General features: G+C 34.2%; 13 protein-coding genes. 5 read left to right on the forward strand and 8 right to left on the reverse strand.

The genetic code is table 11. From position 1 onward, the window contains the following. Positions 1 to 61 precede the first annotated feature (61 nt). Positions 62 to 1,138 (forward strand): glycosyltransferase family 2 protein, encoded by a 1,077-nt coding sequence (locus tag CWS01_RS08345; RefSeq protein ID WP_101176733.1) that lies wholly within the window; start codon positions 62 to 64, stop codon positions 1,136 to 1,138. 202 nt (positions 1,139 to 1,340) lie between these two features. Here CWS01_RS08345 and CWS01_RS08350 read toward each other — a convergent pair whose 3' ends face one another. After that, entirely contained in the window at positions 1,341 to 2,210 is an 870-nt protein-coding gene (locus tag CWS01_RS08350; protein ID WP_407938548.1) for a 5'-3' exonuclease, read from the reverse strand. 173 nt (positions 2,211 to 2,383) lie between these two features. Further along, entirely contained in the window at positions 2,384 to 5,974 is a 3,591-nt protein-coding gene (locus CWS01_RS08355; RefSeq protein ID WP_101176735.1) for a dynamin family protein, read from the reverse strand. A 730-nt stretch (positions 5,975 to 6,704) separates the two neighbouring features. Here CWS01_RS08355 and CWS01_RS08360 point away from each other — a divergent pair. Then, on the forward strand, positions 6,705 to 7,157 hold the full coding sequence (locus CWS01_RS08360; protein WP_101176736.1) for a chemotaxis protein CheX: 453 nt from the start codon (positions 6,705 to 6,707) through the stop codon (positions 7,155 to 7,157). Positions 7,158 to 7,301: 144 nt separating this feature from the next. On the opposite strand, the gene CWS01_RS22630 is transcribed toward CWS01_RS08360, so the two are convergent. Further along, positions 7,302 to 7,454: a hypothetical protein gene (locus CWS01_RS22630; RefSeq protein ID WP_168714370.1), complete on the reverse strand. Its 153-nt coding sequence runs from the start codon at positions 7,452 to 7,454 to the stop codon at positions 7,302 to 7,304. A 456-nt stretch (positions 7,455 to 7,910) separates the two neighbouring features. Here CWS01_RS22630 and CWS01_RS08365 point away from each other — a divergent pair, with 456 nt between their 5' ends. Together CWS01_RS08365 and CWS01_RS08370 are read left to right on the forward strand one after the other, a co-directional pair. After that, positions 7,911 to 8,390 (forward strand): cytochrome c oxidase subunit II, encoded by a 480-nt coding sequence (locus CWS01_RS08365; RefSeq protein WP_101176737.1) that lies wholly within the window; start codon positions 7,911 to 7,913, stop codon positions 8,388 to 8,390. Further along, positions 8,387 to 10,036 carry a b(o/a)3-type cytochrome-c oxidase subunit 1 gene (locus CWS01_RS08370; protein WP_101176738.1) on the forward strand — a complete coding sequence of 550 codons (1,650 nt, stop codon included), beginning with the start codon at positions 8,387 to 8,389 and terminating at the stop codon, positions 10,034 to 10,036. Before CWS01_RS08365 ends, CWS01_RS08370 begins: the two co-directional genes overlap by 4 nt. 277 nt (positions 10,037 to 10,313) lie before the next feature. Here CWS01_RS08370 and CWS01_RS08375 read toward each other — a convergent pair whose 3' ends face one another. The 5 genes from CWS01_RS08375 to CWS01_RS08390 all read right to left on the reverse strand — a co-directional run bounded on the left by CWS01_RS08375 (position 10,314) and on the right by CWS01_RS08390 (position 16,304). Continuing rightward, complete coding sequence (locus tag CWS01_RS08375) at positions 10,314 to 11,840, reverse strand: carboxypeptidase M32 (protein ID WP_328588905.1); 1,527 nt, start codon at positions 11,838 to 11,840, stop codon at positions 10,314 to 10,316. Positions 11,841 to 11,987: 147 nt separating this feature from the next. Continuing rightward, positions 11,988 to 13,910, reverse strand: coding sequence for an ATP-dependent DNA helicase (locus CWS01_RS08380; RefSeq protein WP_101176739.1), 1,923 nt, complete (start codon positions 13,908 to 13,910; stop codon positions 11,988 to 11,990). A gap of 236 nt (positions 13,911 to 14,146) precedes the next feature. Then, positions 14,147 to 14,314, reverse strand: a complete 168-nt coding sequence (locus CWS01_RS22305) for a hypothetical protein (protein ID WP_157827603.1) — start codon at positions 14,312 to 14,314, stop codon at positions 14,147 to 14,149. Between the two features lie 165 nt (positions 14,315 to 14,479). Continuing rightward, positions 14,480 to 14,935, reverse strand: coding sequence for a CBS domain-containing protein (locus CWS01_RS08385; protein ID WP_101176740.1), 456 nt, complete (start codon positions 14,933 to 14,935; stop codon positions 14,480 to 14,482). Between the two features lie 775 nt (positions 14,936 to 15,710). Next, on the reverse strand, positions 15,711 to 16,304 hold the full coding sequence (locus CWS01_RS08390; RefSeq protein ID WP_101176741.1) for a TetR/AcrR family transcriptional regulator: 594 nt from the start codon (positions 16,302 to 16,304) through the stop codon (positions 15,711 to 15,713). 292 nt (positions 16,305 to 16,596) lie between these two features. Here CWS01_RS08390 and CWS01_RS08395 point away from each other — a divergent pair, with 292 nt between their 5' ends. Beyond that, positions 16,597 to 18,030 carry a DHA2 family efflux MFS transporter permease subunit gene (locus CWS01_RS08395; RefSeq protein ID WP_407938549.1) on the forward strand — a complete coding sequence of 478 codons (1,434 nt, stop codon included), beginning with the start codon at positions 16,597 to 16,599 and terminating at the stop codon, positions 18,028 to 18,030. The last annotated feature ends 790 nt before the right edge of the window (positions 18,031 to 18,820 follow it).

The raw sequence follows: 18,820 nt of genomic DNA on the forward strand, positions 1-18,820 counted from the left end.
ACTCTTATGTAATGCGCCAACATATAATATCTAGCAGCAAATCAAAAGCGGGTGGAACTAATTGTATACTATAAGTCTTTGTATGATTGTCAAAAATGAAGAAAAGGTGTTATCAAATTGTTTAAATAGTGTAAAAAATCTTTGTGATGAACTCATTATTGTTGATACAGGATCTACTGATCAAACAAAACAAATAGCAAAAAAATATACAGATAAAATTTTTGATTTTGAATGGATTGACGATTTTTCCGCGGCAAGAAACTATGCATTCAGTCTAGCTACAATGGATTATATTTTTTGGCTAGATGCTGATGATGTCCTACTAGAAGAAGATCAGCAAAGGCTTGCAGAAACCATCAAAAACTTAGACTTTTCTGTAGATGCTGTATCCATGCCATATAATATCGCATTTGATTCATTTGGAAATTCAACATTTAGCTTTAGAAGAAATAGATTAATAAAAAGGATAAATCATTATAAGTGGATAGGATTCGTCCATGAGTATCTGGAAGTATTCGGCAATATCATACAATCTGATGTCGCAGTGACACACCGCAAATTAGAGAGGCCGGCTGAACAAAGCGACCGCAATCTTCAAATTTATAAAAAACGCCTACAACATGGTGAAGAATTTACTCCTAGAGATCTATTTTATTATGCCAATGAGTTAAAAGATCATAAACAATACTTAAATGCAATCGATTATTATAGAACCTTTTTAAATACAAAAAAAGGGTGGAAAGAAGATGAAGTTCGTGCATGCATAAATATATCCGAGTGTTATAGATCATTAGATAACAAAGAGCAAGAAATGGAAGCACTAGCTCTTTCCTTTAAGTATGATATTCCTAGACCTGAAGCTGCTTGTCGTTTAGGCGATCTATACCTATTAGAATGCTTATTTAACAAAGCTATAATCTGGTACAAATTAGCACTTGAAATAACGTTCGATGATGTGGAAGGTTTCTGGCAAGAAGCTTATGCAACTTGGTACCCAAATCTGCAGCTTTGTGTCTGTTATTGGGAACTTGGTAATATAAAAAAATCGATAGAACATAATACTGCAGCAAAACATTATATACCGAATGAGCCAGCAATTAAACAAAATGAACTATTTTTCCAGTCATTAGATCACTAATATGTTACTGTCATCCATTTCCATGCAAAAAAAGGTAAAGAAAAATTTATTATTTTTCTTTACCTTTTTTTAAGCTTTTTTCTCAAATTTTATTGTTTTTAACAGAAAAGATCCCGAGCAGGCTGCTGATTTTAAAAACCACCATCTATACGCATTTCAAGATCTATTAAACTACTTTTTTCTAATCCATTTATTCTACTATCTAAAAATTAATTGCTTCTTGTTTTTGGACCAAACGATGAAAATGCTTAAATTCCAATTCATTAAATTTATTGATGGCTAGTTCTGGATTTATATTTAAAATACTTTTTTCTAATAAGCAAGTAACAGGAACATCACATTTTATTTCCGCTAAAATTCTGCTTAAATGAAGCATGTCTAAATCTGTTTCAATTTTTAGACGCTGACCCTTTGTTAGCTTCTCTAAATTTGCAAGAATACCATTTATATCGCCATAGGTTTGCAATAACTTTAATGCTGTTTTTTCCCCTATTCCTCTAACCCCTGGATAATTATCGCTAGAATCGCCCATTAATGCTTTTAAGTCAATCATTTGCTGTGGCGTTATTCCCTTTTCCTCGATAAATACAGATGGTGTATATAAAGAATAGTTCCCATAGCCTTTTTTTAATAGTGCAACAGAAATATGCTCATCCAAAAGCTGAAGAATATCTTGATCCCCTGTTAAAATGGTTACATTTGCTGATCCCTTCATATTTTTGGCAATCGTACCAATACAATCATCCGCTTCGAATCCAACCATCCCAATATTAAGAAGTTGTAAGCTGTCCACTACTTCTTTTACTAAGTCAAATTGAGGAATAAGTTCTACCGGCGCCTCTGAACGATTTCCCTTATAGTTTGGATATAATTCAGTGCGAAACGTTTTGCTTCCCATATCCCAGCATACCGCAACATGTGATGGATTAAAATGTTCGACTGCCGTAAAAAAGTGTTTAATAAAACCATATATTGCGTTTGTTGGCACACCTTTTGAATTAATCATAAACTGCCCTGTTACACTTGTAGCAAAATAAGCACGAAATAATAAGGCCATCCCGTCGACTAGCATTAAATGAGGTTCATTTTTTTGATTCACATTCATCGCTCCTTTACATCATAACCACCATTATAACAGATTTTTCTTCTCGAGATATTGGTACGTTTTTCTTTTAAAAGTTTCAAAAAGTATGATGATGAGCTATTGTTAGTTTTTGCATTCCCTTAGATGGCATTTTTTCCATTTTACGCATTTGGTATTTCTTTTATTTCCTTTAATATGTTTACTATTTTTTCAACCTGTTCTTCTTCTGTAAAAAGTGCCTCTTTACCTTCATAATAATCTGCTGCTTGAAGAAGGAACTCGCTTTGTTTCTGAATAGTTTCCTTATTCCATTGCTCTAGATAAACAAATCCAAGCGACGCTATTTCCTTTTTCATGTAGCTCTGACTATGTTCATCCATTATTTGCTGAATTTCATCCCCTAATTTTTTTCGTTCATTTTTTTCAAAAAAAGCTTTAGGATTTTTAAAATGAGCAAGAGCTTTTTTAAATAAAGAGTATTCCATTTCTCGAAATGGCGCATGAAAAGTCAGTTTTGCATCTAATTCAGACGTTTCATCAAACTGCAGCACAATTTCTTCATTTACTTCATGGAGCTTATTTAATACCCCATAAAAAGCTTCTTGTTGTTTTTTGGCATAAAAATTTTCGATACGCAAAGTAGTTGCCCTTAACTCTTGTTCCATTTCATAGCTAAAGGTTCTTAAAAATTGATCCAATGCCCTTTGCAGCTCGTTGTTTTTATCCTCTCCTTTTAATAGGCTAGGATGAAAAGCATCAACTAAAAAATCATTAAAACGAAAGAACATCCGCTGTTTTACATAAAAAAGCTGTTCTTCTATTTCCATCTGAATTTTCTTCTGCAAATAATTTGTATCAAACCCTTGGATAATGGCGGCGATTTCATGATGTTCTTCTTGCAGGCGATATGCTTCCTGATGTTTTTCTGCTTTTTTTTCAAGGACAGATTGTACAAAATTTTGAAGAAGCTCTACTGTCTTTTCGCAATCGGCTTTTGCAGAACGAAGCATCATAGCAGTCCAATCTTCTTCAATAAAAGCAAAAAGTTTCTCTTTAAAATGAATCATTCTGTCGCTAAAGCTTTTATCTTGATAATACAAACTAGATACAGAAGAAATTTTGGGATTTCGAATGCCATGCAATTGCAGCTGATCTGTTAAATATTGTGTCACTGCTTGTATTTCCGGTTCATCTTGTGCAAGATCTATCGCATTAACAATAAAAAACATTTTGTCTGTTTCCATCGCATCCTTCATACGGCCTAGCTGCATCAAAAAGGATTTATCTGCTTTAGAAAAAGAATGATTATAATAGCTAACATAAATAATCGAATCCGCTTCTTTCATATATTCAAAACTAACTTCTGTATGCCTTGTATTAATGGAATCTCCGCCTGGTGTATCAATTAATATCATGCCTTTTTTTGTAAACTCACACTCAAAATAAACATCAATATTGGCAATTAGGCAGGAGTTTTCTTCTAACGCAACATAACGTTCAAGCTGTGTATAGTCTGTCTGCGTTTCCCCTCCTAATAATGCCTTGTTTTTTTCATAACCTTGCAAAAAGAATTGAAAATACCGGATGATTGCCGGAAAATCTGCTGTTTGTGTTTGCATTATTTCCCCGATTACCGGAATGCTTTCCGTTAAATTTGCCGCCGTTTTTTTAAATAATTGCAACTGTTCTTTTATTTCACTCCAAATTTGCTCCTCATTTTTCCATTTTACAATAACAGTCCCATGTGGATGTTGATTGTCTACTGGAACAATCCTATTAATGGCAGCGGTGGTAGGATTAGGCGAGACAGGGAGTAGCGGATAGTCTAATAAAGCATTGGCAAAGGATGATTTTCCAGCACTGAATGCTCCAAATAAACAAATGGTATATTGTTTATTGATGATGCTATTTGCTTTTTTTTGTAAATTTGCCGCTATTTGCTTAAAACCTTTTATCTCTTTTATCTGCTCAGTTAAAAACTGCAATTGTTTTAACACTTTGTTTTTTTCAGGTATGGATTTGTGTTCTATTGCCTTTTCTAGAGTAGGCATTATTTCTTTTGTCTCGACTGCTTTAAGTATAGATCCCGTAATAGGTTTTGCTTTGTTTTCTTTGATCAAGTCTAAAAATAATGGATAATCTTCTGTTTGTTCGTGAAGCAATCGGCATTCTTGTTTCTCTGACTTTTCCCAAATCTTTATTATTTTTTGTTTATTATTTTTTGCGGCAATTAACTCTTCTAATCCCTTTATTTCTTTTTGAAGCTCCTTTGTTTTATTTGCATTAACTTTTTGAAAATCCTCTCCAATAATCGCCAATAGCTGGATGGCTTCTTTTCTTATCTTTCTTTTAATAAATTTTTCCACTTCTTCACAATAAACAAGAAGATAATTTTCAGACAAATCCGCTTTATCATTAACAAGCTGTGTAAGGGACGTACCTCCAATTGGAGATTCCCACGCTCTTACTTTTTCCATCACTTCCATGTTTGCGTTTTCAAAATCATTTGCAGTTTGTTCGAAAAATTCAATCAATGGAGACAATAATTGAATTTTTGTAGTATGTTCTAATTGTTCTAAAAGGTGAACCAATCGTTTTTCTTTCTCTTTTTGCACTTTTTGTTTAGTAGTAAACAAGCCCATTTTAAACGTCTTCTGCTCTGTCTGCAAATAAGCTCTAGCAAGTTCTCTATTTTGATATGGCATCATATAGGCATTTTCAATAGTTGATAAAATCGTCGTTTCCCATTGTTTATATGTTTCACTGGCAGCATTCTGCCGTTTGGTTAACTCCATTATTTTCCTATCCAGCGTCTCTTCCAATGCGAGCTGTTCTTTTTCTGTCAACATAGATAGTTGATTCAAATAAGGCGTCAGCTGCTCTTTTTTTCTATTTTCCCGAAATAGCTGATGATCTTTTTGTATTTTCAAACAGGATTGCTCGGTTGTTTTGGGCAAAATAGCCTGCTTATTGTCCATTTGTTCTTTTATGTATTGCTGCAATTTTCCTAAATCATTATATTGCCAGTTTTTATCTTTGACACTTGTAAAAAAGATCTTAACAAGTGGTACACCATATGATTGAAAAGCTCTCCGAACGCTTTCTTTAAAGTCTGCTAGCTTTAATTGTGTCTCCTGATGTTTATCCATTTGATTGACAATAAGCGCTACTTCTTTGCCGCCCGTAACTAGTTGCTTCATAAACTCCAAATTCACTTCTGACTGAACATGATTATAATCGACAACATAAAAAATAAGATCTGCCAAATGGATGCTTGATTCAGTTGCCAATAAGTGAGCCTGATCTGTACTGTCAATGCCAGGTGTATCCATCAATAAAACATTTTCCGGCAGATTAATTCCTGATAAACAAATTTCTATTTCTTTCACATCTTGACTATTTTTGCAATAGCTTTGAATTTCCTTTAGATTAGCCACCTCTTGATAAAGAAATGCCTCTCCATTATGAAGGGTGATTTTTGCTGTATTATTGCCAGAGCGAATACGAACTAAATTAGCGGAAGTTGGAATAGGACTTGCCGGCAAAATAGGTTTATTCATTAAAGCATTTATCATGCTAGATTTCCCCGCAGAATAATGTCCACAAAAACTAATCGAAAATTCTGATGAATATGCTTTTTTTAGCAGCTCTTTTATTCGATTGGCGGAAAGAACATCTTCTTCTTGTAAATACAGCTGATGAAGTTTTGCTAAACGATTAAGGTTTTGGACCGAACTAGTTGTTAGAACCATAGTTGCCTCCTTTTTTCTCTATTTTACCATGTTCTATGATCTAATTGTTTACAAAATCGAACTTCCATCATGCAGTGCATTTTTCCCCAATTAAATTCTTTGCAGCAAACCTTTTAAAGATTCTGGCTGTTAGTGTGAGATTAAAAAACAAAAAAATCCAATTTTTAAAATTGGATTTCATTTAACATACTATGTATTTAATTATATTATTTTTGATGGACTGATTTTGTCGTATTATTTAAAACATACTTCATTACAAATAAATAACTTGCAATGGTTACCCCGATAGATACAACTAACATGATTATCCCTTCTTTCTGTTAATGAGAATAACTATCAAGTTCAATTAGATTGTATCATTAACGATAATCATTTTCAATATGTCCTATTGTTTTTTTTGAATTTTTCATTTATTTCAACAAAAAAAGGATGCCCTAACTAACTTAGGCATCCTTAAACTGTTTTGAAGGAGTTGCTGTGCATTTCTATTATAAAGAAACCATTGTAAAATTTCATTATAAATAATTTCCACATTGAGAATATTTTTCACAATAAATATTTAAAATTAGGTCTTTTCACATAGTCAAATAGATGGTATTGTTTTGAATAATAATATAGGATTAGAGAGAAAATAATGAAAAATTTCAAATAATATTTTCATATGCCTTTACATATAGGCAATAAAAGTATGATAAGATGAAGCTAATTGATTAATTGGGGGAATGTAAAAATGACATTAACAAAAAGTGCAACAGAAATATTAAACGGGACTATTGAATCTGTCAAAAGTGTTCTCCCATTTGAAATCTCCATTCACAAGCCTTTACAAATTTCAGCTCCTTTTTTACAGAAATCTCTTGGTGTATTAATAGGTATAACTGGAGATCTGCGTGGCAGAATTATCATTGACGGCAATGAACATGTTTTTAGCAAACTAGGGGAAACGATGTTTGGCATGCTGTTGGAAGGTGAAATGTTAGAGTCTTTTTCTGGTGAACTCGGCAATATGATTGTTGGAAATTTATCTACCTTTGTCTCACAAAATGGCATTGAAATGGATATCACTCCACCAACTGTCCTTATTGGAGAAACAAAAATGTATGGTTTTGACAAAGCGCTTCAGCTGCCAATCTCTTTAAATGAGCTTGGAACTTTAAATGTTATTTTAATGATAGAAGGATAGTGCCTTTATTCCTATATCCTATGTATTCCTATATGGGTTGGACAAAACGCTTGTTTTTTCGGCTACAAACAATCTAGATTTTATCTATATTAGGCATGATTAAAATGTACAGTAACTAAATACAAGCGTTTCAACCGTCTGCACCTACAGTGTTTCATCTTGCTCCATTTTATTTTTTTGTGTATTTTGATAGTGAACTTCAATTTTTAATTTCTTTTCTACCTTTTTTCCGCAGTTTAAGCAGGTAGTTTCTTCATTATAAAGTATCCGACAGTATTCACAATAAAACTTCTCCATACTTTCACATCCACTATTTATTCGGCATATAGTAGTATATTTATTAATCAGATTTTTTGTGATAAATTTAAATATACATTTTATGTTTCCCTCATTTTTACTTATGAAAAAAGCAGCAGCCTATGACAAGTTTATGAATTTTTTCTATTTAACTAGCAAGTTTTTATTTATTCTGTTAAAAATAAATCAAACCATTTTCTAAACAATTCTTTTTGCTTACCCGCAAATTTTCGTTCATTTCAGGAAAATTTACTGGCAGAGTCAATTAATATTATCAATAACCGTAGATTCGAGGTGTTATCTGATTGCTGAAAAAGAAAAAATATATACTTCCTTCTTCTTCTCTTTTTGGTACATTTAGTTTACTTATTTTGCTTATTGGCACCATCATATTCTTATGGAGCCTTATTTATGTTGTTTTTTTATATCGTTTGTAATTTATAGGAGGAAAAAGAGTTGAAAGTACATAAGTTAGAAAAGATTATTTTAATGACTGGAGGAGTAACTTTACTCCTGTTTCTTTCTGTTCTATTTTTGCAGAATTTCACATTTGGGCATCACCATGCAGCAGCCATAGAAACAGTTGATCCGAAAAAAACAGATGAAACAGCACCATTTAATAAACCCGGCTTAAAAAAAGTATCTGAAAAAGAGTGGGATTATGAATTAGTAATTGTGGCATCTGTATTTCAATACTCCCCTTCTGAAGTAGAAATCCCTGTCGGTGCAAAAGTCAAAATAATTGCTACATCTAAAGATGTGATTCACGGCTTAGAAGTGGTTGAAACGAATATTAATTTAATGCTTGAACCAGGCCTTGTAACAGAAAAAATTGCAACATTTCGCAAAAAAGGAGAATACCTTGTTCTATGCAATGAGTATTGTGGAAATGGCCATCATTATATGAGTGGAATATTAAAGGTGGTTGACGCATGAAAAGTATTTACTTAATCGATCCAAAAGATGGAAAATTAATAAAAACCCACCTTTTCCTTGCCTTTTTAGCACTTGCGATTGGCGGTTTTGCTGGACTATTGCAGGTTCTTGTGAAAACGGGGAAAGTAGTGCTTCCCTTTAATATCAGCTATTATCAAATATTAACCGTACACGGTGTTCTTTTAGCACTGGTTTTTACCACTTTTTTTATTTTTGGTTTTATGTTTGCAGCTGTTTCAAGAACTGCTGGAACTTTCTCTAAAAAAATACGGCTACTCGCTTGGACAGGTTTTTTTCTTATGCTTATAGGCACCCTTATGGCCGCATGGATGATATTACTGAATAAAGCAACTGTTTTATACACTTTTTATGCTCCCTTACAGGCTCATGCTATCTTTTATATTGGATTAGCGCTTTTTTTTATTGGGACTTGGTTGGAAGGAATAGCAATCATTCTTCACTATGCTATATGGAAAAAAACACATAAAAACATACTTAGTCCCCTCTTAACTTTTATGGCAGTTGTTAATTCCATCATGTGGATAATAGCTTCTTTTGGTGTAACGGGAAGTATTGTTTTCCAGATGATTCCTTGGTCACTCGGGTGGCATTCCACTATAAATATAGTAATAAGCCGCACTCTGTTTTGGTATTTTGGCCATCCTCTGGTGTATTTTTGGCTGCTCACAGCCTATATGGCTTGGTATGTTGTCATTCCCAAAGTAATCGGCTGGAGGCTTTATTCTGACTCCCTAGCGCGTTTGGCCTTTTTATTATTTTTAATTTTTTCTATTCCTGTAGGTTTTCACCATCAGCTCATGGAACCAGGAATAAGTCATAGTTGGAAGTTTTTCCAAGTTTTTTTAACTTTTGTTGTGATTATTCCTTCATTAATGACCGCCTTTTCTATGTTCGCAACCTTTGAATCATTCGCCCGAAGCAAAAAAGATGCTGGACTATTTGGCTGGTTTAAGCAGCTCCCCTGGGGTGATGCCAGATTTGTTGTTCCTTTTATAGGAATGCTTGCTTTTATTCCTGGTGGCGCTGGCGGCATTATTAATGCATCTAATCAAATGAATGCAGTGGTCCATAATACCACTTGGATAACAGGACATTTTCATCTGACCATATCAACAACTGTCACCTTAACTTTTTTTGGCGTATCTTATTGGCTAATTGGCCATCTAACTGGCCGCATCTTAACAAAAAAACTAAATCGTCTTGCTATTATTCAGGGTATATCGTGGGCAATTGGCATGACAATTATGTCAGGAAGCATGCATATTGCAGGGCTTTTAGGTGCACCTAGAAGAACAGCATTTACAGACTACGGCGGAGCAGCGCAAGCAAAGAAATGGATAAGCTATCAACTGGCACAAGCTGTTGGCGGCAGCATCTTGTTTATTAGTATACTGCTTGTTCTCTTTATCGTTATTTATTTAGCCTTTTTTGCAGAAAAAGGCATACAAGAATTTCCTGTTGCAACAATGGACGTGCATGATGAAAAACCCCTTCTTCTTCTTCTAGAAAATTGGCTTCTTTGGATCGGCATTACTTTTTTTGTTATTATTATTGCCTATGCCATTCCTTTATACTCCATGATTCAGCATGCACCGACTGGCAGCAGCGGCTATCAGCTTTGGTAAAAAACATGCTCAAGAACAAAAAAGATGTGTGCCATTCGCTTTGTTTCATTCAAATGGCGCACATCCTTTTTATTTTTTATAATTTGGCTATTTTCTTACACTTTGTTGCTTTTAAAGGAGTAGGTTAATTTCCGTGGGGCGGGCGGTGAGCCTCCTCGGCGTATCGCCTGCCGCTAATCCCACAGGAGTCTCGCACCTTTCACTCCCATCAACCTGTTTTAACCATGTATTTATTCCTGGAAACTATCCGAAAAACAAATTTTTTTTAGAAAACAGCCTATAATTTATACACATTATGATACTTAGCATATAAATATTCGATTAAATAATCAGGATTTAATCCTTCTCCTGTTACATCTTCAATAATTTCCAAAGGCTTTTTCATTTTTCCATATTGATGAATTTTTTCATTCAGCCACTTCTTAATCGGAAGGAGATCTCCTTGTTCTAATAACTCATCAAACTGTGGAATGTCTTTTAACAATGCCTGTTTTATTTGTGCTGCATACATATAGCCTAAAGCATACGATGGGAAATAGCCAAAGCTTCCACCTGCCCAGTGCACATCTTGCAGTACTCCTTCACCATCATTTTTCGGCGTTACGCCTAAATAAGCTTGATACTTTTCATTCCAAATCTGTGGCAAATCTTTTACTTCGATTTCATCATTAAATAAAGCTTTTTCCAATTCATAACGAATAATAATATGAAGAGGATATGTTAATTCATCTGCTTCAATACGAATTAACGATGGCTTTGATTCATTAATGGCCCGGTAAAAATCCTCTATTGAAATGGAATCAAACTGACCATTGCTGAATGATTTTAATCGTTCAAAATTTTGTTTCCAAAAAGCCTTATGGCGCCCTACAAAGTTTTCATAAAATAAAGATTGTGATTCATGAATTCCCATAGAAGTTCCGTCTGCCAATGGCGTACCAGTTAAATTCCCAGAAATATTCTGCTCATATAGTGCATGGCCAACTTCGTGAATGGTTCCAAAAACAGCAACACGGAAATCAGATTCATCATATTTTGTTGTAATCCTTACATCTCCTGTATTGATGCCTGTCGCAAAAGGATGAACGGTTGTATCTAGTCTTCCTGCCTCAAAATCATAGCCAATCTGCTTTAATATTTCCATGCTAAAAGCATGCTGTTTTTCTTTTGGAAAATGCTCATATAAAAAAGCTGTTTTGGGATGATTATTTGCTTCTGAAATTTTTTGAACTAATGGAACAATTTTTCCCCTTAATTCAAAAAACACCTGATCAAGTATATCAACGGTTACGCCTGGTTCATACATATCTAGGAGTGTATTATATTTGTTTCCTTCATAGCCCCAATAATGGATAAATTTCTTAGTTAACTCGACTAATTTTTCTAAATAGGGCTGAAATAAGGAAAAATCAGCCTTTTCTTTTGCTTCTTCCCACACGCTTTCTGCCTTAGACTGAAGCATCACATATTCTTTGTATTCATCTGCAGGAATTTTTTTATTGCGTTCGTACTCTTTTTTTACTTCCTCGATAAGTTTAATCGTTGTTTTCGATAAATTCTTTTGTGTTTCTTTTTCTGATAATTTTGTTATGTATTGTTCCATTTCTTTGGATGTGGAGAGATTAAATACTTCAGAAGATAATACACCGATTACTTCTGTTCGTTGATTAATTCCTTTTTTGGGTGCACCAGTTCGCAAATCCCAATAAATTAATGCCAATGCTTCATTATAAGCACTTATCTTTTTTACATATGCTAAAAACTCATTTTCAAGAGCTACCATCGCATTTCCCAATTCTACCATCCTCCCTTTTATCATAAAGGCTATATGCATAAACATTTAGAAATGTTTTATGCATATAGCCTTGTCTTTAAAACTATCTTACCATATTTATATAAGCAGCCATAAAAAACTGCCTGAATGTATAATCCCAGGCAGTACAATATTTTCTTAAATACCGTTCACCGGCTCTACTGGCAATGCAGCCAAAACAGCATTTTCAACTATTTCTTCTGTATTATCATCTAATAGAAGATGTACATCACCGCTATCTGTGCTAGTACGAATTAAACGGCCGATTCCTTGTCTAAGCCGCAATATCATATATGGCATATCCACTTCTAAAAATGGATTTCCGCTATTTTCTCTTTTGGATTTATACACAGGGTCGTTCGGTGGAAATGGTAAAGAAAAGATAAACACATTTTCTAAAGATCTTCCGGGAACATCCAAGCCTTCCCATAAATTAACCGCACATAAAACAGATTCTTCTTCATTTTGAAATTTGGATACAAGGCTGCTAATTTCTCCTTCTCCTTCAAAATATACAGGGAAAGACAAATCGGTTGGCAAGTTTTCTTTAAATTGCTGCAAATCTTCTTTATTATTAAACAACACAAGAGATCTGCCATGTGCTTTTATTATATTTTCATAACAATAGTTTTGTTTCTGAGAGTTGTCCTCTTTGTTGAAAGAAGAAGCATAAACTTTCATATTTTCTTCATAATCAAACGGCGAATCGACAGAAAAGGATAAATAGTCACTTGCACCTAAACTATTTGCCATATAATCAAAAGATTTATTTTCAGACAAAGTAGCAGAAGAAAAAACAATTGGCTTCTTCTGGCTGAAAACATCTTCTTTCATAATATCCTTAACAAGTCTTGGCATAATTACTAATGTGCGTTCTCCATTATGCTCTTCAAACCAAGTTATACCATTCATCTCTTTTAGAAACAATCCTAAAGAATGGGAAATCTGTTCTAAATATTCCTCCACTACCTTTAATTCATATTCATTAATAACATACATTTCACTTTCAAACACAAGTTCTTCTTCTAAATCAGAAATTAAATTGGCAAGTCTTCTGCCTTCTCGCATTACCTTGTCCGTTTTTGTAATCTCTTGTTTATCTGAACCGCTAGTCTGAAAAGATGCAGCTGTTAATTCAGTAAAAAATTGTTCGTTTTGATAAATGGTATCTTCCATTATATTTAATGTTTTTTCACGCACATCGTTTGCCATTAATCTTGTTAATAGTTTTTCTAAGTTTTGTTCTGTTAAACGATATGTCAATGCCTTTTGTGCAGCATATTCAAGCAAATGTCCTTCATCAAAAATAACGCATGAGCTCTCAGGCAGCAAAGGCAGCTGCCCTTCTCTTTTGCGCGACTCTTTTGTCCAAATATGCTCCATATAAAAATCATGAGAACAAATAATTAAATCTTTGGCGCTTCTGTAATAGTCACGATGCAATGTTTGTCCACATCGATGCCTTTTATCACATGTAAAACAGTCTTGCAAAGAATCCCAAGCCACTTCATTCCAATCATCGTCCCCAAGTTCTGGATAGTCTTTACGGTCACCGTATGGGGCAAAGAGTTGCATCGAACCTGATCCATGAACAAAATCGGGAAGATTATCATAAATCGTATTAAATGTATCTTCTAAAGTAATCTGCTTATCCAATTTATTTAAACAAAGATATTGATTGCGAGATTTTGCTAGACGAACATCTACATTTAAATTCAGCACTTTCTCTAGCTTTGCGATATCTCCCTCTTTTTTAACCAATTGCTCAATCAACGTTTCATCGCTGCATGCAATGATTGCCGGCTTATTCATATAGCGTGCATAACAAATAGCATATAATAAGTACACAAATGTTTTTCCTGTCCCTACACCAGCTTCAGCAAAAATAGTCTTTTTCTCTTTAAACGCTTTTTCTAATTGAAAAGCCATAAAGATTTGTTCATCTCTCTCCTCATACCCTGCCTCTGGGAGAATGTCATAAAATACATCCCCAATCCATTCCCCAAGCTTTTCATAAAAAGATTCTGTTTTTGAAACATCAAACGGCATGCTGTTTTGCATGTTACCCCTCCAAAAATAAAATAGCCTCTCATATATTAATAAGAGAGAACTTGTTTACTAATCGCATCTATTTTTTTATTGCTATCTACTAAAAAAGTATATCTTATATATAATAGTAAAGTTTCTTCAAACAATCAAGAAAAAAGAAGGTGTCCAAATAATTCGTTATATTGGGCACCCTCTTTATTAGTATTTTGCCGTTATCAGCATCTCCTATTTATGGCGCTTTCCGTTTTTTAGTATCCATTGTCTTTGGATAGAGAATAAGACATTGCTTGCTGTACCGATTGCTGAGCTTCTAAGAGTTCAGCAAGAACACTTGATTCTATTTGTTCATTTTTTATAATATCCATTGATTGATTTATTGCATCTATAATTTTGTGGTAATTTATTGTATTATCCATCTTTATTCCTCCCTAAAAAAACATCCCATATAGATACAATATATACAAAAAATAAAAAATTATACGCTAAGAGAATGGTTTTAGCCCATCCTATTTTTTTCTAATGTTTTCATCCACTATAAATGGTCGATATTTCTTTTAGGAAGAGGATACTTTTTTCGAAGCTTATAATAATTCTTTAAAAATGGTTCGAATAACATCTCCCCGGCTAATAATGCCCACTAATACCCCATTTTTTTCAACAGGCAACTTTTTTATTTTTCTTTTTCCTAAAACGGCTGCTACATTTTCTATTTCTTCATCCCAACCAACCTTTTGAACCGTTTTTTTGGCAATATCCATCACGTTCAAATTTAAGATATTATTCACTCTTTCTTCAAATTTATAGTCATCCCCTTGAATAACGGTGACAAAATGGAACCAGTCTACAACAACATCCTTATGTTTGCCGATAAATCGCATGATATCTCCATCGCTTATATAGCCTACCACTTCATTTCGATCGTTTACTACAGGAAGGCCACTAATATTATAATGAATAAATTTATTAATAACTGCACGTACACTATCCTGCATCTTTACTTTAACCACATTTGTTTTCATCAGTTCATGTGCCTGCATGTTCATCCCCCTATTCAAATAACGAAATCGCACTTTGGATTACATGATGGATATAATTGTTTTCAAGTTGAATGGTGCAATTATTTCATTTTATGCCGCAAATCCTTCTTATATCAATTATACTACTTGGACTAAAAAGCCTATCTTAGAAATATGGCAATATTATTAAATACTTAATCTGACAACGCTTGGATAGATGATGAACAACCAAAGAAAAAGAAAAATATATGGCTTATTGTATATTTTATTTAGTAAACATATTTCATATGATGATCTAACGTCTTTTTAAGCCATAAAAAAACAGGGCAACTGCTTATAGTTTATTGGGCTATATGTTGGAAGCAGTCTAGTTTGTATTTTTGGTATGGCCTATTTCTATAAAAGGCTATCTCTGTCACTTTGTGACTAATAGAAAAGACCAATATATAACTGGTCTCTGATAGATGTTTTTATTCAAATAAAGCACTTGTTTGAATGTAGCAGATTCCTAAATAAGTGGACTAACTCCTGCAAATATAAACAGCTGCTTTGAATGTTAAAAAATAGATTCCCTAAATTTCAGGAGTAATCATTGCCGAGAATTATTCAATGTACCAGAGATGGATTGAATAATCTTCTATTTTTCCATGTTTTTTTGCTAAATGATTAATTCTTAAATTTAAAAGTTTATTTATTTTGTACAAATTTATTGGAGCGTATTAACAAACTATTAGCTGGTTTAGTTCAGAAAGTTTTTTTATCACTGGAAGATATCCGGAAAATCAATAATAGCCAATTAAGAATTTTTATCTTGGTTACGAACCAGGATGTAAAACTGCTTTGCGAGAAAATGGGGTGTATATGGCATATCTTTTCGTAGCCAAGAAACTATAGTGCCTATCAAAGCTGAAGATCCGTACCAAATAACAATATCTTTTTGAATTCCTTCTTTATATAAAATATTTTCACTCTTTAAGTCCTCTAACCTTTCAGTAATTAGTTCAGTTAGCATATTTGACAAACGTTCAGTAAAGATGGGGGCCCTCCTCGAACCTAAAGTACTTTTATAAAATTTAGCATGTGCCGCAATATGATCAAGCAGCCTTATCAACATCAACCAATCTGCATCTTTAGAGAAACTCTCTTTTACTTGACCGTTTATCGCACGCTGAATATCTTTTATCATATCATCAGCCATCTTTTCTAACATATCTGGTATATCACGATAATGCAGGTAAAATGTGACACGACTAATTGTAGCGCGCTCCGCTATACGGCTAACAGACATTTTCTCGATATCCATTTCCTGCAGCAAATCAACAAAAGCTTCTTTTATCAACAGCCGTGTACGAAGAATTCTGGGATCTATATGATCTTTGTTATTATCCATTATTTTACTTATCCTTTCTTTTTAGAATTAAGTATACAAATTCTTTAAATAATGTACTATATTTCCCAACTAAACAACACAAGCAGATTAAGTGTAAACTAATTTACACTTTGAGATATATTGTAAATTGCAAAATTTTCATTTCCAATTATAATCTTTTTTATACAATGTTAATTATCTTACACATTGTAAATTAAGTCTAGATAGAAAGAGAAAGAAAGGAAGTTTTAGGTTGAATAAACGTATAGAGACAACTAGTAGTTCCATAAAAAAAGGACCTATCTTGTTCGTTATGATTTTGGGGGCTTTTCTAGCTACGCTTAATCAGACAATCATGAGCGTTGCAACTCCAGAACTAATGGTAGATTTTAATATTTCAGCTGCGACGGCACAATGGCTGACAACTGGCTATATGCTAGTAAATGGTATTCTAATTCCAATTACCGCCTATTTTATGCAAAGGTTCACCACTCGTCAGCTTTTTCAAACTTCGATGCTTCTTTTTCTTGCGGGCACGATAGTATCTGCTATATCAGTAAACTTCCCAGTTCTTTTGACTGGGCGTATGATTCAAGCAGCGGGAGCCGGCATTATTATGCCTCTGCTTACGAATGTTATTTTCAAGCTCTTCCCTGTCGATAAAAGAGGTGCAGCTATGGGTATGGTGGGGTTTGCAATCATTTTTGCACCTGCTATCGGTCCTACTTTGGCAGGATATATCCTGGAAAACTTTGAATGGGAATTAATGTTCTACGGTATGATTCCGCTTGCTCTTTTGGTGATTATCTGTGGCTTTATTTACCTGAAGAATGTTTCGGAACAGGTTGCTACTAAGGTTGATATTATAAGTGTAATCTTTTCTACAATAGGATTTGGAACTCTCTTATATGGCTTCAGCCGGGCTGGAAGTGAAGGATGGTCGAGCAGTGAGGTGCTTGTATCGATTGTTGCGGGAGTTGTGGCACTTGGATTTTTTACATGGAGACAGTTAACCTCCGAGAATCCCCTGCTGGATCTCAGAGCCTTCAAATATAATATGTTCTCCCTTACAACTATTATCAACATTGCAGTTACCATGGTTATGTATGCAGATATGATGCTTCTTCCACTGTACTTACAAAGTGCGCGAGGTTACACAGCTCTCGAATCTGGTTTGCTGCTTCTTCCTGGAGCACTTGTGATGGGTTTTTTAATGCCTATTACCGGAAGGCTATTTGATCGATATGGAGCAAAATGGCTGTCCATAATTGGATTGATCATTATGATCATTACAACTATGGGATTTATTGATTTGACAGATTCAACTAGCTATACTTATTTGGTTCTCATGTCTACAGGCCGCCGTATCGGAATGGCGCTGATGCTTATGCCTCTTCAAACAGCAGGTTTAAACCAATTGCCTTCCAGCTTGATTGCCCATGGTACAGCAATCTCCAATACCATTAGGCAAGTAGCAGGTGCAGTTGGTACATCCCTTCTCGTAACTATTATGATGGATCGCACCAAAACCCATCTAACAGATATGATGTCCACTGGCGGAAATGGGGCAACCGAAAAACAAATGATTTTAGAAGCCACCATTCAGGGAATCAACGACGCTTATGTTGTCATTATAGGAATAGCAGTTATCGGATTACTTCTATCATTATTTATTAAACGCGTAGAACAAAACTCTGAGGAGGTTTCTGACGCTAATCTAAATAAAGCTATTATAAAAGAGACCTAAAATACAAAGCTTACTTAAGATATGCTTGAACCTCCCTCAGCTATGTTAAAACCAAAAAACTAAGTAATAATAAAAGCAGTGAAATCAAAAATCACTGCTTTTTGATTGTCCTTCTTCAACTCTCTCCGTTGCTTATCATCTTATACCAGCACCTGATTTCTTTTCTATTTTGTTTAGTTGAAATTTAATCCTTTGTGCCAATGCTTCCTCTCTTTCTTTAATTTTTTTACTAGATAAAAATGCACAGCCAACTAAACAAATGTCTACTACGCTAACTTTTATTTCCTAAATGATTCATTCCAAAACTCATAAATACCATTCGTTTATTGCAATCGAGTAGAGGGAAAATAAATGTATTATTTTCGCCCCTCTCACGTAGTAAGTGATAGCTCCATTTTGGTTATCCTTTGAGGTACGCTCATACTTTCACCATTAACACATTCGGAGTATGTCACTCACGCATTCGTGGTGTTGAAACACTATAAATTGTTCAGCCCTTCATGAAGTTATTTCATTACTATGGCTTCTGCTGACTTCTTGCGACTAACCTTTTTCGACTGTACTTCTGTACATCCGCAAGACCTCCCAGGGTAAGACAACTATCTTTCCTCTTTTGCTCGCCTGATTTACTCTACAAAGTTACGCACATCTTTTGGACTTTAACTTGTTATGGAGTTTAATCCCTTTATAGAGCCTTAGTATCAGATTCCTGTTCGTCGAGCCAAGATTTTATTCCACGCTTCCTCTAGCCCTCACCTCACGATAAGTACCTTGCGCTTCCTTAGTGGTT

Source organism: Niallia nealsonii, assembly GCF_002835805.1.
GTDB classification, from domain to species: domain Bacteria; phylum Bacillota; class Bacilli; order Bacillales; family Cytobacillaceae; genus Niallia; species Niallia nealsonii.

What these genes read in the sequence shown, in the direction of transcription:
- CWS01_RS08350 (WP_407938548.1), bottom strand. Translation starts at nt 2,210, where the DNA reads ATGCTAGTCGACGGGATGGCCTTATTATTTCGTGCTTATTTTGCTACA.
- CWS01_RS08355 (WP_101176735.1), bottom strand. Translation starts at nt 5,974, where the DNA reads ATGGTTCTAACAACTAGTTCGGTCCAAAACCTTAATCGTTTAGCAAAA.
- CWS01_RS08360 (WP_101176736.1), top strand. Translation starts at nt 6,705, where the DNA reads ATGACATTAACAAAAAGTGCAACAGAAATATTAAACGGGACTATTGAA.
- CWS01_RS22630 (WP_168714370.1), bottom strand. Translation starts at nt 7,454, where the DNA reads ATGGAGAAGTTTTATTGTGAATACTGTCGGATACTTTATAATGAAGAA.
- CWS01_RS08370 (WP_101176738.1), top strand. Translation starts at nt 8,387, where the DNA reads ATGAAAAGTATTTACTTAATCGATCCAAAAGATGGAAAATTAATAAAA.
- CWS01_RS08375 (WP_328588905.1), bottom strand. Translation starts at nt 11,840, where the DNA reads ATGGTAGAATTGGGAAATGCGATGGTAGCTCTTGAAAATGAGTTTTTA.
- CWS01_RS08380 (WP_101176739.1), bottom strand. Translation starts at nt 13,910, where the DNA reads ATGCAAAACAGCATGCCGTTTGATGTTTCAAAAACAGAATCTTTTTAT.
- CWS01_RS22305 (WP_157827603.1), bottom strand. Translation starts at nt 14,314, where the DNA reads ATGGATAATACAATAAATTACCACAAAATTATAGATGCAATAAATCAA.
- CWS01_RS08385 (WP_101176740.1), bottom strand. Translation starts at nt 14,935, where the DNA reads ATGCAGGCACATGAACTGATGAAAACAAATGTGGTTAAAGTAAAGATG.
- CWS01_RS08390 (WP_101176741.1), bottom strand. Translation starts at nt 16,304, where the DNA reads ATGGATAATAACAAAGATCATATAGATCCCAGAATTCTTCGTACACGG.
- CWS01_RS08395 (WP_407938549.1), top strand. Translation starts at nt 16,597, where the DNA reads ATGATTTTGGGGGCTTTTCTAGCTACGCTTAATCAGACAATCATGAGC.